17 protein-coding genes are annotated in these 17004 nt (G+C 74.1%); 9 read left to right on the top strand and 8 right to left on the bottom strand.

Annotated features, from left to right (window positions below):
* Positions 1–9: 9 nt before the first annotated feature.
* The 5 genes from QO011_RS00485 to QO011_RS00465 all read right to left on the bottom strand — a co-directional run bounded on the left by QO011_RS00485 (position 10) and on the right by QO011_RS00465 (position 4847).
* Positions 10–216: a hypothetical protein gene (locus QO011_RS00485; protein WP_307266330.1), complete on the bottom strand. Its 207-nt coding sequence runs from the start codon at positions 214–216 to the stop codon at positions 10–12.
* A gap of 233 nt (positions 217–449) precedes the next feature.
* The gene (locus QO011_RS00480) at positions 450–1259 is read right to left on the bottom strand and encodes a formylmethanofuran dehydrogenase subunit C (protein WP_307266327.1); all 810 of its coding nucleotides are present in this window, start codon (positions 1257–1259) and stop codon (positions 450–452) included.
* Positions 1256–2164: a formylmethanofuran--tetrahydromethanopterin N-formyltransferase gene (fhcD, locus tag QO011_RS00475; RefSeq protein WP_307266325.1), complete on the bottom strand. Its 909-nt coding sequence runs from the start codon at positions 2162–2164 to the stop codon at positions 1256–1258. The genes QO011_RS00480 and fhcD overlap by 4 nt, the downstream gene beginning before the upstream one ends.
* On the bottom strand, positions 2152–3786 hold the full coding sequence (locus QO011_RS00470; protein ID WP_307266323.1) for a formylmethanofuran dehydrogenase subunit A: 1635 nt from the start codon (positions 3784–3786) through the stop codon (positions 2152–2154). The genes fhcD and QO011_RS00470 overlap by 13 nt, the downstream gene beginning before the upstream one ends.
* Positions 3780–4847, bottom strand: coding sequence for a molybdopterin-binding domain-containing protein (locus tag QO011_RS00465; RefSeq protein WP_307266321.1), 1068 nt, complete (start codon positions 4845–4847; stop codon positions 3780–3782). The genes QO011_RS00470 and QO011_RS00465 overlap by 7 nt, the downstream gene beginning before the upstream one ends.
* Before the next feature lie 196 nt (positions 4848–5043).
* Here QO011_RS00465 and QO011_RS00460 point away from each other — a divergent pair, with 196 nt between their 5' ends.
* The 7 genes from QO011_RS00460 to fae all read left to right on the top strand — a co-directional run bounded on the left by QO011_RS00460 (position 5044) and on the right by fae (position 11515).
* Positions 5044–6069: a beta-ribofuranosylaminobenzene 5'-phosphate synthase family protein gene (locus tag QO011_RS00460; RefSeq protein ID WP_307266318.1), complete on the top strand. Its 1026-nt coding sequence runs from the start codon at positions 5044–5046 to the stop codon at positions 6067–6069.
* On the top strand, positions 6066–6959 hold the full coding sequence (locus tag QO011_RS00455) for an NAD(P)-dependent methylenetetrahydromethanopterin dehydrogenase (RefSeq protein ID WP_307266315.1): 894 nt from the start codon (positions 6066–6068) through the stop codon (positions 6957–6959). The genes QO011_RS00460 and QO011_RS00455 overlap by 4 nt, the downstream gene beginning before the upstream one ends.
* A complete protein-coding gene (locus QO011_RS00450) occupies positions 6937–8145 on the top strand; it encodes an ATP-grasp domain-containing protein (protein WP_307266313.1) in 1209 nt (402 codons plus the stop codon). The genes QO011_RS00455 and QO011_RS00450 overlap by 23 nt, the downstream gene beginning before the upstream one ends.
* On the top strand, positions 8090–9064 hold the full coding sequence (gene mch / locus QO011_RS00445; RefSeq protein WP_307266311.1) for a methenyltetrahydromethanopterin cyclohydrolase: 975 nt from the start codon (positions 8090–8092) through the stop codon (positions 9062–9064). Before QO011_RS00450 ends, mch begins: the two co-directional genes overlap by 56 nt.
* Positions 9061–10011: an ATP-grasp domain-containing protein gene (locus tag QO011_RS00440; protein ID WP_307266309.1), complete on the top strand. Its 951-nt coding sequence runs from the start codon at positions 9061–9063 to the stop codon at positions 10009–10011. Before mch ends, QO011_RS00440 begins: the two co-directional genes overlap by 4 nt.
* Positions 10008–10844 carry a triphosphoribosyl-dephospho-CoA synthase gene (locus QO011_RS00435; RefSeq protein WP_307266308.1) on the top strand — a complete coding sequence of 279 codons (837 nt, stop codon included), beginning with the start codon at positions 10008–10010 and terminating at the stop codon, positions 10842–10844. Before QO011_RS00440 ends, QO011_RS00435 begins: the two co-directional genes overlap by 4 nt.
* Positions 10845–11008: 164 nt before the next feature.
* Positions 11009–11515 carry a formaldehyde-activating enzyme gene (fae, locus tag QO011_RS00430; RefSeq protein WP_307266307.1) on the top strand — a complete coding sequence of 169 codons (507 nt, stop codon included), beginning with the start codon at positions 11009–11011 and terminating at the stop codon, positions 11513–11515.
* Between the two features lie 226 nt (positions 11516–11741).
* Here the strand turns inward: fae and QO011_RS00425 are convergent, their stop codons facing one another.
* Positions 11742–12452 (bottom strand): HisA/HisF-related TIM barrel protein, encoded by a 711-nt coding sequence (locus QO011_RS00425; protein ID WP_307266305.1) that lies wholly within the window; start codon positions 12450–12452, stop codon positions 11742–11744.
* 114 nt (positions 12453–12566) lie between these two features.
* Here QO011_RS00425 and QO011_RS00420 point away from each other — a divergent pair, with 114 nt between their 5' ends.
* Positions 12567–13619: a hydantoinase/oxoprolinase family protein gene (locus tag QO011_RS00420; protein WP_307266304.1), complete on the top strand. Its 1053-nt coding sequence runs from the start codon at positions 12567–12569 to the stop codon at positions 13617–13619.
* Between the two features lie 273 nt (positions 13620–13892).
* Here QO011_RS00420 and QO011_RS00415 read toward each other — a convergent pair whose 3' ends face one another.
* The gene (locus tag QO011_RS00415) at positions 13893–14600 is read right to left on the bottom strand and encodes an ArsR/SmtB family transcription factor (protein WP_307266303.1); all 708 of its coding nucleotides are present in this window, start codon (positions 14598–14600) and stop codon (positions 13893–13895) included.
* 115 nt (positions 14601–14715) lie between these two features.
* Between QO011_RS00415 and QO011_RS00410 the strand changes: the two genes are divergently transcribed.
* Positions 14716–16104 (top strand): MFS transporter, encoded by a 1389-nt coding sequence (locus QO011_RS00410; RefSeq protein WP_307266301.1) that lies wholly within the window; start codon positions 14716–14718, stop codon positions 16102–16104.
* 6 nt (positions 16105–16110) lie between these two features.
* Here QO011_RS00410 and QO011_RS00405 read toward each other — a convergent pair whose 3' ends face one another.
* Complete coding sequence (locus tag QO011_RS00405; protein WP_307266299.1) at positions 16111–16968, bottom strand: LysR substrate-binding domain-containing protein; 858 nt, start codon at positions 16966–16968, stop codon at positions 16111–16113.
* Positions 16969–17004: the final 36 nt, after the last annotated feature.

Genomic DNA, 17004 nt, shown 5'->3' with positions numbered 1-17004 from the left:
GGCGAAAGCTCAGATGGCGTTGGTGACGCGGTCGCGCGGCACGCAGCTCCAGCGGGCGATCTGCCAGCGCGGATGGCTCTCCTTCCACTGCGCCAGCGTCTCCTGCGACAGCATCAGGCAGCGCATCGGCGTCGCGTCTTCCATGGACCAGTTGATCCGTTCCTCGCGGCAGGTGGCGGGCGAGGCGATCAGGCAGGCGGACAGAACGATCAGCATCGGGTCGTCTTTCTTGGCAGTGCCCGAGCGCGTCGGGCGATTGCAAAAGCGCGGAGAGCAGCCCTTCCGCAAGGTGGCGCGCGGTCTGCACCGCTCGCAGCCTGCTTCAAGCAAGCTTCAGGCCAAGCTCGGGCGATGCGCGGCGCTCCGATCGACGCGGAGGCGGAGTGACGCAGGCCGGCCACACGCAGGCGGCGGCGCGATGGCCGGTGTCCCGAAGCGGGATGCGGCGTTCAAGCGTCCGCGGGCAGGAGGATCTCGCCCTTGCCGAGGGTGGCGAGGTCGCCGGCGAAGCGTCGCACCGTCGCCGGCACCAGGTCGGCGAAGTCCGGGGCGAGGGCGTCGAGCGTCCGGCGCAGCAGCCTGAGGAAGACGAGGTCGTGCCGGCCGGTCTCGACGAAGGTCGGCAGCAGCCCGCCGTGCCGGCTGGTGAGGATCGTGCCCCGCCGCATGCCGATGCCGGGATGGCGGCCGACGGCGGGGGCGAGGATGGTGCCGGCGATCATGCGCGCGCCGGCATGGTCGCCGGCGGCGCCGCGGACCAGGATCAGGCCGCGGCGCATGCGGTCGCCGAGGCGCGGGCCGGCGCGGCCGCCGATGATCAGGGTGGCGCCGTCGAGCCCGGCCATGGCGCCGTGCACGGCCCCGCCGGCCCGCTCGTCGGCGTCGCCGCCGATCCGCACCGTGCCACCGCGGGCGCCGCTGGCGGCGAAGGGGCCGGCCGCGCCGGTGACGACGATCTCGCCGCCGGCCATGGCGAAGCCGAGCCGCTGGCCGACGTCGCCCTCGACGGTGATGCGTCCAGCGGCGAGGCCGCGGCCGACATTGTCGAGCCGCGCGGAGCCGCCGAGGAGGCGGATGTCGCCGGCATTGCCCGCCGTCACGGTGAAGACGTCGCCGACCCGGACGCCGAGGCGCGTCGTGCCGACGGGCAGGCGCTCGATCTCGGGCAGGGTCAGCCCGGTCAGGCGCCCGGGCGTCAGCGGCGACAGGTCCAGGCGCTCGGGCGGGGCCTCGCGCAGCGAGAAGGCGAGCGCGCTCATCGGAGGAGGTCCCGCAGGTGGAAGTGGAACTTGCCGAGCTTGCCGCCGTAATTGCCGGCGGTGACGCGCAGCAGCCCGTGCGCGGGGCCGGCCGCGACGGCGGCGTGCAGGGCGGCGCGCATCGAGGCCTGCACCGCGCCGGCCGAGAGGCCGTCGATGACGATCTCCAGCACGGCGCCGACCTCGGGCGCCAGCGCCGAGCCGGGCCGGCCCTTGAGGCTGGGGCAATAGGCGTCGTTGGTGGAGGCGATCACGCCCTTGTAGCGCGAGCCGACCTTGGAGCCGGAGCGGACGATGCCGCCGGGAAAGGGCAGGATCACGTCGGGCACGCCCCGGGCCGCCTCGGCGGCGATCTCGGCCACGGCCAGCGTGCCGGGCTGGTTGCGGCCGAGCAGCAAGAGGTTGCCGCCGCCGACCGCCCCCTCGACCAGGCCGGTGTCGTGCTCGCAGACGAACTCGCCGTCCATGACCGGCAGGCGCCAGTAGCGCCGGCCGCCGAGGCGCTTGGCGACCTGGTGGCCGTCGGCGAAATAGCGCAGGTTGGCGCCCATCTTCAGCCGCGTCCGGCCCTCGGTGCCGGCATAGCAGGCCGAGCCGGGGCTGGTGAGCACGCATTGGCCGAGCCGGCGGGTGAGCTGGCCGGCGAGGCCCTTCTGGTCGAAGCCGAACAGCAGCACCCGGACGCCGGGCCGCCCGTCCGGGGTCTCGGCCGCCGCCACGGGCCGGTCGATCCCGGCCTCGGCGCCGCAGCCGATCACCGAGGTGGCAAAGCCCGTCATGGTCGCGGCGGCGATGCCGGCCCAGCGGGCCGTGTCGGCGGTGACGACGACGGCGGTCGCCGCCATGCCGAAGGCCTCGGCGAAGGTGTCGTCGAGGGCGATGCCGTTGAGGCTCAGGTCCGGCATGGCTCGACCTCGAACACGGCGCGGTCCGCGAAGGCCGCCTGCGGCACGGCGAAGCCGGCGAGCCCGGTCCCGAACCGGTCGGCGAGATAGGCATCGGCCCGCCGCGCCATCGCCGGGTCGACCGGCGGCTGCAGCGTCAGGGTCCGCCCGGCCCGCCAGCCCAGCGGCTCGCCGTCGCGCAGGATGATCTCGCCGTCCTTGAGCACCAGCTTGGCCGCGGCGAACATGGCGGCGCGGTCGGGCTGGTCCTCGTAGAGCGCGATGTCGGCCCGCGCCCCGGGGCCGAGATGGCCGCGGTCGGCGAGGCCGAGCAGCCGGGCCGGGGCGGCGCGGGTCATGATCGCCACCTCACGAAGCGTGTATTCGCGCTCGATCGATGCGAGGCCGGAGCGCTCGCGCGCCATCGCCGGCAGGCCGGCGAGGACGCGGTCGCGCTCTTCCTTGTCCATCAGGAGCTGGATCAGCCGGGGATAGGCGGTGAACGGCCCGCCATTGGGGTGGTCGGTGGTGAGCAGCACCCGCCAGGGATCGGGCGCGCGCAGGAACAGCTCCAGCCCGATGGCGAATTGCAGGGCGTTGACGCCGTTCCCCCTGTTGTAGCGGTAGGGGACGATGCCGCCGCCCTCGGCATCGCCGTCGACCAGGATCCATTTGCGCGGGCGGCCGGACTTGTGGCCGGCATATTGGCGCAGGATGTCGAGCGAGATGGTGCAGGTCTGGCCGAACACCACCTGGCCGACGTCGAGCGTGACGTTGGGATGGTCGGCCAGGGCGGCCGAGACCCGTTCGGCCGCCGAGGAGAAGCCGCCGGCCTCGTGCCGGTCGTAGCTATAGAACTGGGCATGGGCGAGGTGGATGCGCCGTCCCTCCGCCGCCGCGAAGGTCTCGAGCAGGGTGTCGGCGGCGCCGGGCAGGCCGAGATTGTTGGCGTGGACGTGCAGGGGGTGCGGCACGCCGATCGCCTCGGCCGCGTCGAGCAGGGCGGTGAGGATGGCGCGCGAGGTCAGGCCGTAGCTCGGCACCGTGTCGTCGAGGCCGAAGCGCCGGACATTCTCCTTGAACGCCGCGGCCCCGCCGGCATTGATCACCTTGAGGCCGAGGCCGCGGGCGTTGGCGAGGGTGAGGGCGACGTAATCGCGGATGGCGGCGGGGCTCTCGCGCCCGCGCAGCAGGGAGAGCAGCTGGTCGTCGTTGCCGACGACGGCGAGCCCGCCGCGGTCGATCAGCGGGATGTCCTCGAGCTCCAGATGGGTGGCGAGCGCCGCCGTCGGCACGAGCGCCGGCTCGATCACCGTGGTGTAGCCCATGCGGGCATAGAGGCGGCCGGTCTCGAAGGTGGACCAGCGCGCCGTGCCGAAGGGCAGGTCCGGCGCAGCGGCCTCCTCGCCGGCCCTGAGCTCGGGCAGGAGCAGGCGGGCAAGCGTGACGTTGCCGCCGGCGATATGGGAATGCACGTCGATGGCGCCGGCCATGACGATGCAGCCGGCAGCGTCGATCTCGCGGTCCGGCACGGCGTTCGCCGGCGCCGCCACGATGCGGTCGCCGGCGATCCAGAGGTCGCCGATGCCCTCGCGCCTGCTCACGGGGTCGACGAGGCGGCCGCCGGCGATGCGCGTCAGCATGACGCCACCTGCGGCGGCAGCGCGGCCTCGATCGCGGCGAGGACGGCGGCGGCCGTCGGCGCGGTGCCCGGCCGGAGGGCCGGCCGGTAGGCCAGCGTCCCCCGCTCCTCGTCCCAGAGCGTGCCGGCGGCGTCCTCGCCGGGCCTCGCCACGTCGATGACGATCGCCGCCTCGCCGCCGGCCGCGCCGCTGAGCAGGGCGGCGGCGGGAAGCCGGCCCGGCCAGGGCAGCGGTGCCAGCGGCCCGACCCACAGGCCGGCATCGGCCTCGCCGGCGGCGATCAGCCGCGCGGCATCGAAGCGCCAGGGGTCGTGCTCGGGATAGAAGCGGGCGAGGCCCGTGCGCGGCCCGTCGCCCGTGGTCCAGGCGCCGACCTGCAGCGCGGCGCGGCCCGCCTGCGCCAGGGACAGGGTGGTGAAGCGGGTGGTGACGTTGAGCTCCTTGACCATGCCCTGCAGCAGGTCGACCGCGAGGTCGCCGAGCTCGCCGGGATCGTAGACGGCGACGCCGAAGGCTGCCCCGGCGAGCTGCGCCCCGAGCTCAGCCAGCTCCGGCGAACGACCGTCGGCGGCGAGGCGCCCGCCGGCAATGGCGCGGATGAGGCCAAGAGTCGCAGCAAGGCTGCCGGCGACCGGCGGCACGTGCAGGTCCCTGCCGCTTTTGGCCGCAGGCCCGGGCTGCTCCGCGACCACGATCAGCCGGCGCCGGCGGCTCCCGTCGCCGCGGTGCGGCTCGCCGGCGGCGAGCGCGGCCAGCGCGGGCGAGCGCGCCGCCACGGTGCCGACCGCCAGGACGAGGTCGGCGCGAGCCCGCGCCTCCGACGGCGTCGTCGCCATGACGCCGCTGCCGGCGAGGACGGAGAGCTCGGCATAGAGGCCCTCGGAACCGTTTGCGTCGAGCGAGGCGCCGAGGCGGAAGGCGAGGCGGCAGGCGGCGCGGATCGCATCGACATCCCCCGCCAGCCCGCCCACAATGGCGTGGCGCGCGCCGGCCAGCAGCCGCCCCGCCGCGGCGGTCGCCTCCTCCCTGCTGACCGATCGACCCTCGATCCAGGCTGGCATTGCTTCCTCTCGGTGCGTAACTGCGTCATGATGGCATCCGCAATGTCGACGAAGCAAGTCACCCGAGTTGTTGCGTTGCAATATGTGAGGTTTCTAAGGATGGCGCGAGTTGCAAAGTCTTTGCGCTTGGTGCGAAAGTTGTCGCCGTGCCATCGACTTCCACTTCATCACGCAAGACAAGAGGGGATCGACTGAGGTGAGGGACCTGCCGCCCACGAGCATTGCTGCGACCCGGGTGCTTGCGCCGGCACGATTGCATTTCGGGTTTCTTGACCTCAACGGCAGCCTCGGGCGGCGCTTCGGCAGCTTCGGCGTGGCGCTGGAGCGTCCCACCGTCGATCTCAGGATCGTGCCGGCGCCGGTGCTCGAGGTGGAGGGGCCGGAGCCCGAGCGCCTCCGGCGCTATGTCGAGGCGGCGGCGCAGCATCTCGGCGTGCCGGCGCTCGGCCGGCTGGAGCTGAAGAGCACCATCCCGCCGCATGCCGGCTTCGGTTCCGGCACGCAGCTCGCCCTGGCCACGGCCGCCGCCCTCGCCCGCATGTACGGCAAGCCCTTCGATCCGGCTGCGGCGGCGGGGGCGCTCGACCGCGGCAACCGGTCCGGCATCGGGCTCGCCGCCTTCCGCGACGGCGGCCTGATCCTCGACGGCGGCCGCGACGGCGGTGACGCCGCGCCGCCGATCATCGCCCGCGTGCCGTTCCCGGAGGCCTGGCGTATCCTGCTGATCCTCGACGACACGGCGCTGGGCGTGCACGGCACCAGCGAGGCCTCGGCCTTCGCCCGGCTGCCGAAATTCCCGGCCGCCGACGCGGCGCAGCTCTGCCGCCTGGCGCTGATGCAGATCTTCCCCGCCGCCGTCACCGGCGACGTCGACGCCTTCGGGCGCGGCGTGACCGAGGTGCAGCGCGTGGTCGGCGATTATTTCGCGCCGGTGCAGGGCGGGCGCTTCGCCAGCCCGGCGGTCGCCGCCATCCTGGCCGAGCTGCAGGCGCGCGGCGTCGCCGGCGTCGGCCAGAGCTCCTGGGGCCCGACGGGCTTTGCCATCATCGGTTCCGAGGCGGAGGCGCGGCGCATGCTGCGCGCCGTCAGCATCCGCGCCCATGCGGCGGGGCTGACCCTCCTCATCGCCCGCGGCCGCAACCGCGGCGCGCGGATCCTGGCGCGTCCGAAGGTCGAACAGGCCGCCTACCCCGCCACGCGACTGGGAGCTTCCGCCCAATGAGCCGATCCATCCTGCACATGCTGTCGCCGCTCAAGCACATGAGCCCGTTCGACGTGAACATGGCGGTGGACGCCGGCTTCGACGTGGTCGTGCCCTATACCGGCGTCACGCTCGAGGAGGTGCGCAGCCTGGTGCAGGACGCCATCTTCTCGCGCTCGCCCGGCGACGGCACGCGCACCACGGTGTTCATCGCCGGCAAGCGGGCGGAGCTGGCGCTCGACATGCTCGACGTCGCCCGCGCCGCCTTCGTGCCGCCGTTCCGCCTGAACCTCTTCGCCGACCCGGCCGGCTCCTTCACGACGGGCGCGGCGCTGGTCGCGGTGGTCGGCAAGGTGCTGCGCCAGGCCGGCCACGGCGCCCTGAAGGACAAGGCGGTGACGATCTTCGGCGGCACCGGCGTCGTCGCCTTCTGCGCCGCCGTCCTGTGCGCGACCGAGGGAGCCCGGGTCACCCTGGCCGGCCATGACGGCACGGCGCGGGTCGGGGCGATCGCGGCGCAGATGAAGCAGCGCTTCGGCGTCGAGGTCGGCGCCGCCGACGGCTCCAGCGCCGAGGCGCGCGCGCAGGCGGCGCGGGCCGCCGCCGTCGTCCTCTCGGCCGGGCCGGCGGGCGTCACCATCCTCGACGCGGCCCAGCTCGCCGCCGCGAGCGGCCTGCTGGTCGCCGCCGACGTCAATGCCGTGCCGCCGGCCGGGCTGGAGGGCGTTGACGTCATGGCCGACGGCAAGCCCTTCGGCGCCGGCAAGGCGCTGGCGGTCGGCGCGCTGGCCGTCGGCAATGTCAAGTACCGGACCGAATCCGGACTGTTCCGGCGGTTGCTGACGGCAGATACGCCGCAGGTGTTCGATTTTCGCGATGCTTACAAGCTTGCCCTCGAGATCGCCGGCTGACGGCGAGGCCCTGCTGATCGCGGCCCAGTCGGGCCGCGCCCTGGCGGCCGCGGCGCGGCGGGCCGGCTTCGTGCCGCTGGTGGCCGACCTGTTCGGCGACAGCGACACGCGGGCGCTGGCCGCGGCCTGGCGCGGCCTCGACGGCCGGCTGGGCCTCGGCTTCCGTGAGGACGGCGTCCTGGCGGCGCTCGAGAGCCTCGCCGCGGCGAGCCCGGTGCGGGTGCGCGGCGTCGTGCTGGGCAGCGGCTTCGAGCGGCGGACCCGGCTGATGGCGGCCATTGCCGGGCGCTTCCGGCTGATCGGCGCCTCGCCGGCTTGCGTCCGGCGCCTGAAGGATCCGCTCGACTTCGCCGCCACCCTGGCCCGGCTCGGCATCCCGCACCCCGCCGTCGCCCTTGCGCCGCCGCTGTCCGGCACGGGGGCTGGCACTGGGGCCTGGCTGCGCAAGCGACGCGGCGGCTCCGGCGGCGGCCATATCCGGGAGGCGGCGGCCGGGCCGGGACGGGACGCCTATTTCCAGGAGCGCGTGGCGGGGGAAGCCTTCGGCGTCGCCTTCCTCGCCGACGGGCACGACGCGCAGCTCGTCGCGGTGACGCGGCAATGGGTGTCGCCGGGCCGGCGCGCGCCCTGGCGCTATGGCGGCGCGATCGAGCCCGGCTCCCTGCCGGCAGGCCTCGCAGCCGCGGTCGAGGCGGCGCTGCGCCGCCTGGTGCCCGCCTTCGGCCTCACGGGCCTGGCCAGCGCCGACCTCCTCGTCGCGGGCGAACGCTGGTGGCTCCTGGAGATCAATCCGCGTCCGGGCGCCACCCTCGACGTGCTCGACCGGCGGCCGACGCCGCTGCTCCGGCGCCATGTCGCGGCGGCGGACGGACAGCTTGGGACGCCGGAAGAACACCCGGCGGAGGCGGCCGGCGCGATGATCCTCTATGCCGGGCGGACCATTGCCTGCGTGCCCGCGGCCGACTGGCCGGACTGGGCCGCCGACCGGCCCGAGCCCGCCAGCCGGATCGCCGCGGGGGCGCCGATCTGCACGGTCAAGGCGAGGGCAGCGGACGCAGCGACGGTGCGCACCCTTCTCGAGGCTCGCGGCCGGGCCATTCAGGATCTCATAGAAGACGGGAAACACATCGGTGACGGACACGCCCAGGCGGCCGAGCATCAACACGCTCGCCATGCCGCTCGTTGACAAATTCGCCGCCGATGCCGCGCTGCTGCGGGTCTCGGTGACGTCGGGGCCCGGCGGCGCGCGGATCATCGACGCGGGCTCGCGGGTTCCCGGCTCGATCGAGGCCGGCCGCCGCCTGGCGGAGATCTGCCTGGCGGGCCTGGCCACCGTGGCCCTGGCGCCGGCAGGACCGCTGGCGCACTGGCCCTTCTCGCTGGTGGTGCACGCGGCCGATCCGGTGCTGGCGTGCCTGGCCAGCCAATATGCCGGCTGGAGCCTGTCCGCCGGCAAGGGCAAGGAGGCCTATTTCGCGCTCGGCTCCGGCCCCGGCCGGGCCGCGGCGCGGGTGGAGCCGCTGTTCGAGGAACTGCACTACCACGACGCGCCGCAATCGGCCGTGCTGGTGCTGGAGACCGGCGCGCCGCCGCCGCGGGCGATCGTGGACAAGGTGGCGCAGGCGACGGGCCTCCCCGCCGATCGCCTCACCTTCATCTATGCGCCGACCCAGAGCCTCGCCGGCTCGACCCAGGTCGTCGCCCGTGTGCTGGAGGTCGGGCTGCACAAGGTGCACACGCTCGGCTTTCCCCTGGAGCGGGTGGTGGACGGCATCGGCTCGGCGCCGCTCGCCCCGCCGGCGCCGGACTTCGTCAAGGCCATGGGCCGCACCAACGACGCCATCATCTATGGCGGGCGCATCCAGCTCTTCGTGTCCGGGCCGGACGGCGAGGCGCGGGACCTCGCCGAGGCGCTGCCGAGCTCGACCTCGCGCGACCACGGCGCGCCCTTCGCCGACATTTTCGGCCGCTTCAAGGGCGATTTCTACGCCATCGATCCGCATCTGTTCAGCCCGGCCGAGGTGATCGTCACGGCGCTCGACAGCGGCCGCAGCTATCGGGCCGGCCGCCTCGCCCCGGACCTGGTGGACGCCTCCTTCGCATGACCCCGCTCGCCGACGCCCAGCCCCGCCGCGAGGGCCTCGCGATCGGCCTCGCCGCCGAGAACGGCGAATGGCACCGCGCCCGCCTGCTGGCGGCGTTCCGGGCTCGCGGCGTCGAGCCGGTGCTGTTCTCGCTCGCCGATGTCGCCGTCGTCACCGGCGGCGGCGAGCCGCTGCGCATTCCCGGCTTCGAGGGGGGCCTGCCGGACGGGGTGCTGCTGCGCACCATCTCCGGCGGCACCTTCGAGGCGACGACGCTGCGGCTCGGCGTGCTGCACGCCCTGGTCGCGGCCGGCGTGGTGGTGTGGAACAGCCCGGTCTCCATCGAGCGCAGCGTCGACAAATCGATGACCAGCCTGCTCGTCCAGCGGGCCGGCCTGCCCACCCCCGACACCTTCGTCGTGTCGAGCCGGGAGGCGGCGGCCGCCATCGTCGCCCGCGAGGCGCGCCCCGACGCGCCGCTGGTGCTCAAACCCCTGTTCGGCTCCCAGGGCGAGGGGCTCTGCCTCATCGCGCGGGCCGAGGACCTGCCCGAGCCGGAGGCGGTGTCGCGCGTCTACTATCTCCAGCGCTTCGTGCCGCGCATCGGCGGGTCGTGGCACGACTACCGCGTCTTCGTCTGCGACGGCCGCGTCGTCGCCGGCATGGTGCGCGAGGGGCAGGGCTGGATCACCAACGTGCACAAGGGCGGGCGGCCCCATCCCTGGCAGGTGCCGGCGACGGCGGCGGCCCTGGCGCTGGCGGCGGCGCAGGCAGTGGACGTCGCCTACACCGGCGTCGACCTGATCGACGACGGCGCCGGCGGCTATCTCGTGCTCGAGGTCAACAGCATGCCGGCCTGGAACGGCCTGCAGAAGGTCACCGATGCCGACATCGCCGCGGCCATCGTCGACGGCTTCCTCAAGGCGGTGCACGCGGCGCGCGGCTTGCAGCTGGCGGCCGCGTCATGATCGCGGCGGAGGCGATCGCGACCGCCTATCGCGAGGCCTGCCTCCTGGAGCTGAGGGCGCTGAAGCCCGGCAACGTCCATGTCTTCGCCGACGGCCACGGCTTCACCGTCGCGGATTTCGAAGCGAGCGCCGAGGTCTCGGCCGGGCCGCTGGCCGCGCCCGGGCGCAGCGTCGGCCAGCGCGTGCGCGGCGCGGTCGAGGCGACGATCGCCCGCGTCAGCTGGAACACCAATCTGGGCATCGTCCTGCTCTGCGCGCCGCTGGCGGCGGCGGCCGAGCGGCCGGGCGAGCTCTTCGCTGCGCTCGAGGCCGTGCTGGACGGGCTGACCGTCGCCGACACCGCCGACGTCTACGCCGCGATCCGCTGCGCGGCGCCGAGCGGCCTCGGCAGCGCGGCCGAGCACGACGTCGCCGAGGCGCCGACCGTCGATCTCGGCGCCGCCATGGCCGTCGCCGCCGGGCGCGACCGGATCGCCCGCGCCTATGGCGACGGCTTCGCGGACATGCGCAAGGTCGGCCTGCCGGCGCTGGCCGCGGCGCGGCGCCGGGGCCTGCCCGAGATCTGGTGCGCCAGCGCGGTGCACCTCGCCTTCCTTTCGCGCTTTCCCGACACCCATATCGAGCGCAAGCACGGGCGGAAGCAGGCGCGCGAGGTGCACGAGCGGGCGCGGCGGCTGGTGGCGGGGCTGGCGCCCGGCCCGCAGGGCCTGGAGCCGCTGCTCGCCTTCGACGCGGCGCTGAAGCGCGACGGCCTCAACCCCGGCACCAGCGCCGATTTCACAGTCGCGACGCTGTTCTGCGACGTACTTTCCCAGTGCCGGAGCGGAAAATGATTCGCGCAATACTTGCCTGCTGCCCCACGGCGCGGTTAGGCTCCGAATTGCTATCCGGCCAACCGGTTCGGTGCCGAGCCGAACGCTGAAAACAAGGGTAGACGGCTTGGCCGCCGTCCGTCTGATGGCGGTCTTCATCGTCTTTGGATAGGGAGGACTTTCAGATGGCGAAGATCAACAAGGTGCTCGTGGGCGAATCGCTTGTCGGCGATGGCAACGAAGTCGCCCATATCGACCTCGTGATCGGACCGAGGAACAGCGCCGCGGAAACGGCGTTCGTCAATGCGCTCGCCAACAACAAGGACGGCTTCACGACCCTGCTGGCCGTGATCGCTCCGAACCTCGCCTGCAAGCCCAACACGATCCTGTTCAACAAGGTGACCATCAAGGGCGCCAAGCAGGCCGTGCAGATGTTCGGCCCGGCCCAGCACGGCGTCGCCAAGGCGGTGCAGGATTCGGTGGCGGAGGGCATCATCCCGGCTGATGAGGCCGACGACCTCTACATCCTGGTCGGCGTGTTCATCCATTGGGAGGCCTCGGACGACGCCAAGATCCAGCGCTTCAACTACGAGGCCACGAAGGAGGCGATCGCGCGCGCGGTCAAGGGCGAGCCGACGGCCGCCGAAGCCACCGCCAAGCGCGACCAGGTGAAGCACCCCTTCGCGGCCTAGACAGGAAACCACCCTGGGCAGAGCGAGCCTCCGCCCATGCCGCGAGGTCTGCTCCAGCGGTTGGCAACCATCTTTCTGGGCCGGTGAGGCACGGGGGAGGCGCAGGCTTCCCCCAGCTCTCCGGAACAGGGCCGTCGGTGAAGGTCGGATCCGTCATCCGCGGTTTGCTGCGGATGGCATCCTTGCGGCTGTGCCTCCGCGCGACCTGCCTCCGGGTGACTTGGCGTCAGCGCGCGCCGGGCGTCCGGCCGAGCCGCCCGTCATGGATGGCCGAGGCGACCAGCACGCCGGCGACGCCGATCCCGGCCAGCAGCTCCAGATCTTCCGGGCCGCGCAGCCCGCCCGCCGCGTAGAGGCGGATGCCCGGGGCCTGCCGCCGGACGGCGGCGAGGCGGTCGAGATCCGGTCCGGCCCCCGTGCCGACCCGCGCCAGCGTCATGACGATGACCTCGTCCGGCCAGAGCGCCGCGGCGTCGCGCAGGACGACCGGCCCGACGAAATCCGCGCCGCGGAAATCGAGGGACAGCACGGCCTCCGCGACGAATTCGCGGAGCAGGCCGGCATCGCCCTGGCTCTCGGAACCGAGCACGAGCTTGGCCGGCGCGCCTCGCAGCAGGGCGCGGGCCCGCTCCCGGGTGCCGGTGCCGGCGTCGACCCACAATTCGACGCCCGGGGCGGCGGCGGCGATGCGGCGAATCGCGGCGAAGTCGGGCTCGGCGCCGGCGATAGCGTCGAGATCGGCGATATAGAGGCGCCGCGCCGGCACGGCGGCGAGGAGGCCGCGGACCACGTCGGCGGGATCGGCAGTCGGGCTGAGCGGTGTGACGATCGGGGCGTAGCTCCGGCGGTCGCCGGCGCGGGCGCGCACCACCAGGCCGTGCTTGAGGTCGATGACCGGAATGATCTCGACGCCGGTCTGGAGGATCTGATCCGTCATGCGCCGCTCTGCCAAAATTCTGAGATCGGGCGGACTGTCCGCCTGGCCCGGCGGTGAGGCGTATCGAGGCAATGCGGCCGCCGCAAGCGGCGCGTCGGCAGGGAAGGGCGAGCCATGGCAGGAGAGCGCGCAGCGGCGGACGGACCCGTCGTCGGCTGGGATCTCGGCGGCGTCCATGTCAAGGCCGCGATGGTGGCGGACGGCCGGCTCCTCGCCGCGGCGCAGGCGCCCTACCAGCTCCGGCAGGGCCTGGCCGTGCTCGACGGGGCGCTCGACGCGCTGCCGGACTGGGCCCGCCGGCCGGCCCGCCATGCCGTGACCATGACTGGCGAGCTCTGCGCCCTGTTCGACGACCGCGCCAGCGGCGTGGCCGCGCTGACGGACTGGGCGGTCCGCCATTGCCGCGGGGATGTGGCGATCTATGGCGGGCGCGCCGGCTTCCTCGCGCCCGATGCGGCGCCGGCCCGTGCCGCGGACGTCGCCTCGGCCAACTGGCACGCCACATCAGCCTTCGTCGGCCGCCGGCTCGCCGAGGCGCTGCTCGTCGATATCGGCTCGACCACCGCCGACCTCATCCCGGTCGCCGCCGGCGCGGTCGCCGCGGCGGGCTACACCGATGCCGAGCGCATGGCGACGGGCGAGCTGGTCTATACCGGCGCGGTGCGCACGCCGGTGATGGCGCTGGCCGAGCGCGTGCCCTTCGGCGGCCGCGACCTGACGCTGATGGCCGAGCCTTTCGCCACCATCGCCGACGTGCACCGGCTGCTCGGCATGCTGGCGCCGGAGGGAGACCAGCACGCGACCGCCGACGGGCGCGGCAAGGGGTTGGCCGAGACGCGTAGCCGCCTCGCCCACATGGTCGGCCTCGACGCGGCCGATGCGCCGGACGCCGCCTGGCTCGACCTTGCCGCCCATCTCGCCGAGCTGCAGCTGCGCCGCCTGCACGACGCGGCCGCCAGGGTGATCTCGCGCGGCCTGCTGACGCAGGAGGCGCCGATCGTCGGCTGCGGCGTCGGCCGTTTCATCGCCGAGGCGCTGGCGGCGCGGCTCGGCCGGCCCTACCGCGACCTCGGCGGCCTGGTGCCGATCGCCGACGGCGCGCAGGGCTACTGGGTGTCGTCCTGCGCCCCGGCCGTGTCGGTGGCCTGCCTGCTGGCGGGGGTGTGAGGGATCGGGCGGGCGCGGATGGAGCGGTTGGGGATAAGGCGGACGGGGCATCACGACCCGCAAGGTCACGAACGCAGCATAGACGCCGACGGTTGTTCCACCCTCGACGTCATGGGCGGACTCGATCCGCCCATCCACGCGAACTCAGGCGGTGTCGAAAACGGCGGGGACCGGCGAAGCGCCGCAGCGACCCGCCGTTGCGTTCGCGTGGATGGCCGGATCAAGCCCGGCCATGACGTTGTGGTTCACGTGCGATGACGGCCCCCCTCATCCCTAAGCCGCCAGCGGCGACGATTCCTCGACGCCGAGGTGCTGCTGCAGCTCCGCCCGTCCCCTCGGCGTGACCTCGACGGCGCGCGATGCCGGCCTGCGCCGCAGCCAGCCCCTGGCGCAGAGCACGTGCAGGAGCTCCACGCCGAGCGGCCCGGCGAGGTGGTGGCTGCGCTCCGTCCAGTCGAGGCATTGGCGGGCGAGGCCGCGGCGCGTCGGCCGGACGGCGTCGACGTCGAGGCCGATGCCGGCGAACCAGGCCCGCCCGGCCGGCGTCACCGCGAAGCGCTTCTCCGGCGCGGGCTCCAGATAGCCCCGCTCCTGCAGGCCGCGCGTCACGGCGACGCCGACCTGACCGGCGAGATGGTCGTAGCAGCAGCGGCAGAAGCGCAGCTCGCGCCCCTGGCGGCCGAGCGCCCGGCGCCGGACCGGCCCGGCGGCATGGATGCCGGAGAGTCGTTCGAGCGCCTCCGCGACGTGGCCGCCGGCCAGTCGGTAATAGCGATGCCGCCCCTCGGTCTCGACCGCGAGCAGCCCGCCGTCGAGCAGCTTGGCGAGGTGCGAGCTCGCGGTCTGGGCGGTGATGCCCGCGGCATAGGCGAGCTCGCCGGCCGGCAGGGCCCGGCCGTCCAGCAGGGCGGTCAAGATCAGCCCGCGGGCGGGATCGGCGATCAGCGCCGCCGCGGCGACGAAGCTCGACATGTCGGACATCGGCATCCTCCTCCGCCTCCCTTCTAACCCGTCACGGCTCCGGATGGTTCGGTCCGCGTCGAAACGTCCGGGCCGGGCGTGGGGTTAGGCTGAGCCGATCAAAACGGAGGCGATCATGGACGGCTCATCCTTTCCGCGCCAGGCCGGCATGGCGGCGGGCCGCCGCGGCCTCACCCTGACGGCGCTGTGCCTGGCGGTGCTGGTCGCGCAGGTCGACACCGCCGTGGTCAACCTGGCGACCCGGCCGATCGGCGATGCGCTCGGCGCCGGGGTCGGCGCCCTGCAATGGGTGGTGGACGGCTACAACCTCACCTATGCCGTGCTGCTGCTCACCGGCGGCCTGCTCGCCGATCTCTACGGCCGGCGCCGCATCTACATGGCCGGGGCGGCGGTGTTCACGGCGGCCTCGCTCGCCTGCGCCGCCGCGCCGTCGGTCGCGGTGCTGATCGGCGGCCGGGCGCTGGCCGGCGTCGGCGCGGCGCTGCTGCTGCCCGCCTCGCTGGCCATCATCCGGGTGGTCTGGCGCGGCGAGGCCGAGCGCGGCCGGGCGCTCGGCCTCTGGGCGGCCTGCAACGGCGTGGCCATGGCGATCGGCCCGACGCTCGGCGGCGTGCTGATCCGCAGCCTGGGCTGGCGCAGCATCTTCCTGGTGGTGGTGCCGCTCGCCCTCGCGGCGCTCGGGCTGGCGGCGGTTGCGATCCCCGAATCCGCCGATCCGACCGGACGGGACTTCGACGCGCCCGCCCAGATCCTCGGCGCCCTCGCCCTCGGGGGCCTGGCCTTCGCCGCCATCCAGTCCCGTGGCGAGCCGGTCACGGCCGGCATCGCCCTCGCGGTCTCGGCGCTCGCCCTGGCCCTGTTCGTCAGGGTCGAGGCCGGCCGGGGCGCCGCCGCCCTCGTGCCGCTCGATCTCTTCGGCATCCCGGCCTTCCGCGGCGCCGTCGCGGCGACATCGGGCATGACCTTCGGCATGTACGGCGTGCTGTTCCTGCTGCCGATGGCCTGGCAGGACGCGGGGCGGCTGGATGCGACCGGCGCCGGCCTGGCGCTGATGCCGATGGCCCTGGTCTTCGTCGCCGTGTCGCCCTTCTCCGGCGCCCTGGTCGCCCGGGTCGGGGCGCGGCGGGCGACCGCGGGCGGCGTCGCGGTGATCGGCTGCGGCCTCCTCGTCATCGGGCTCGGCGCCTTGCAGGCCGCGTTGCTGCCGGCGGAGATCGGCCTGGCGCTGACGGGGCTCGGCATGGGCTGCGCCACCGGCCCGCTGATGGGCGTCGCCGTCGGCGCCGTCGGCCCGGCCAGGGCGGGCACGGCCAGCGCCCTGATCAACGTCGCCCGCATGGCCGGCGCCACGCTCGGCGTTGCCCTGCTCGGCGCGGTGTTCGCCCTCGCGGGCGGCGGCGGCGCCGGCCTCGCCCCGGCGATGCTGCTCGGCGGCGCCGTGCAGATCCTGTGCGCCGGCGTCGCCTGGGTGACGACGCGGCCGGCTGCCGCGACGGCGACCTGATCGCCCTCAGGCGGCCTCCACGAGGTCGCGGCGAAGAAAATCGTGCAGCCGGTCGACGGCGGGCTCGGTCGCGTGCGGGTTGCGCAGGATGCCGATCTCCAGGTCCGGCAGCGGCGGCAGCCCTTCGGCCTCGCCGATGACGCGCAGGGTGGGGGGAACGCTGAGCAGCACGAGGCCGGCCACCGCCAGCCCCGCCTGGACCACGGCGACGAGGCCGAGCAGGCTGGCGCTGGAATAGGCGCAGCGATAGGCGCGATCGGCGTCGCCCAGGGCCTGCAGCACGCTCGATCGCGCGACGCAGCCGGGCTCGAACAGGGCGATCGGTAGGGGATCGGTCCGCCAGGCGACGTGGTTGGGCGAGGCAACCCAGACGAAGCGCTCGCGCCTCAGCACATCGAGCGGCTGCTCGGGCAGCCGCGTGACGATCGCCAGGTCGAGCCGTCCCTCGGCCATGGTCTTCACCAGGGCGGTCGACTGCTCGCAGACGAGCTCGACCGTCACCAGCGGATGAGCCGCGGCGAAGCGCGAGAGCGCCGGCGGCAGCAGGAAGGCGGCATAGTCGTCGGGCACGCCGAGGCGAACGGCGCCGGCCTCCTCGGGCCGCGTCACGCTCGCCCAGGCCTCGTCCGACAGCTTCAGCAGCCGCCGCGCATGGATCAGCAGGTCCGCGCCGGCCGCGCTCGGCGCGACGGCGCGCGGACTGCGGACCAGGAGCTGCCGGCCGACGGTCTGCTCCAGCCGCTGCATCTGCATGCTCACCGCCGACTGGCTGCGGCCGATCCGGGGCGCGGCGCCGGAGAAGCTGCCGCACTCGGCGACGGCGACGAAGGTGCGGAGCAGGTCGAGGTCGAGCGGAGCGGCCATGGCGCTATCAGTATATCGAATAGCTATCCCCAAATC

The organism is Labrys wisconsinensis (assembly GCF_030814995.1).
GTDB classification, from domain to species: domain Bacteria; phylum Pseudomonadota; class Alphaproteobacteria; order Rhizobiales; family Labraceae; genus Labrys; species Labrys wisconsinensis.
Note: the sequence above shows the minus strand (reverse complement) of the source record. Positions and strands in the feature narration are given on the sequence as shown.

Excerpts from the sequence above, each read along its gene's own strand:
- QO011_RS00420 (WP_307266304.1), top strand. The coding sequence starts at position 12,567 with ATGGCAGGAGAGCGCGCAGCGGCGGACGGACCCGTCGTCGGCTGGGAT.
- QO011_RS00410 (WP_307266301.1), top strand. The coding sequence starts at position 14,716 with ATGGACGGCTCATCCTTTCCGCGCCAGGCCGGCATGGCGGCGGGCCGC.
- QO011_RS00415 (WP_307266303.1), bottom strand. The coding sequence starts at position 14,600 with ATGTCCGACATGTCGAGCTTCGTCGCCGCGGCGGCGCTGATCGCCGAT.
- fae (WP_307266307.1), top strand. The coding sequence starts at position 11,009 with ATGGCGAAGATCAACAAGGTGCTCGTGGGCGAATCGCTTGTCGGCGAT.
- QO011_RS00425 (WP_307266305.1), bottom strand. The coding sequence starts at position 12,452 with ATGACGGATCAGATCCTCCAGACCGGCGTCGAGATCATTCCGGTCATC.
- QO011_RS00470 (WP_307266323.1), bottom strand. The coding sequence starts at position 3,786 with ATGCTGACGCGCATCGCCGGCGGCCGCCTCGTCGACCCCGTGAGCAGG.
- fhcD (WP_307266325.1), bottom strand. The coding sequence starts at position 2,164 with ATGCCGGACCTGAGCCTCAACGGCATCGCCCTCGACGACACCTTCGCC.
- QO011_RS00480 (WP_307266327.1), bottom strand. The coding sequence starts at position 1,259 with ATGAGCGCGCTCGCCTTCTCGCTGCGCGAGGCCCCGCCCGAGCGCCTG.
- QO011_RS00435 (WP_307266308.1), top strand. The coding sequence starts at position 10,008 with ATGATCGCGGCGGAGGCGATCGCGACCGCCTATCGCGAGGCCTGCCTC.
- QO011_RS00405 (WP_307266299.1), bottom strand. The coding sequence starts at position 16,968 with ATGGCCGCTCCGCTCGACCTCGACCTGCTCCGCACCTTCGTCGCCGTC.
- QO011_RS00440 (WP_307266309.1), top strand. The coding sequence starts at position 9,061 with ATGACCCCGCTCGCCGACGCCCAGCCCCGCCGCGAGGGCCTCGCGATC.
- QO011_RS00465 (WP_307266321.1), bottom strand. The coding sequence starts at position 4,847 with ATGCCAGCCTGGATCGAGGGTCGATCGGTCAGCAGGGAGGAGGCGACC.
- QO011_RS00485 (WP_307266330.1), bottom strand. The coding sequence starts at position 216 with ATGCTGATCGTTCTGTCCGCCTGCCTGATCGCCTCGCCCGCCACCTGC.
- QO011_RS00455 (WP_307266315.1), top strand. The coding sequence starts at position 6,066 with ATGAGCCGATCCATCCTGCACATGCTGTCGCCGCTCAAGCACATGAGC.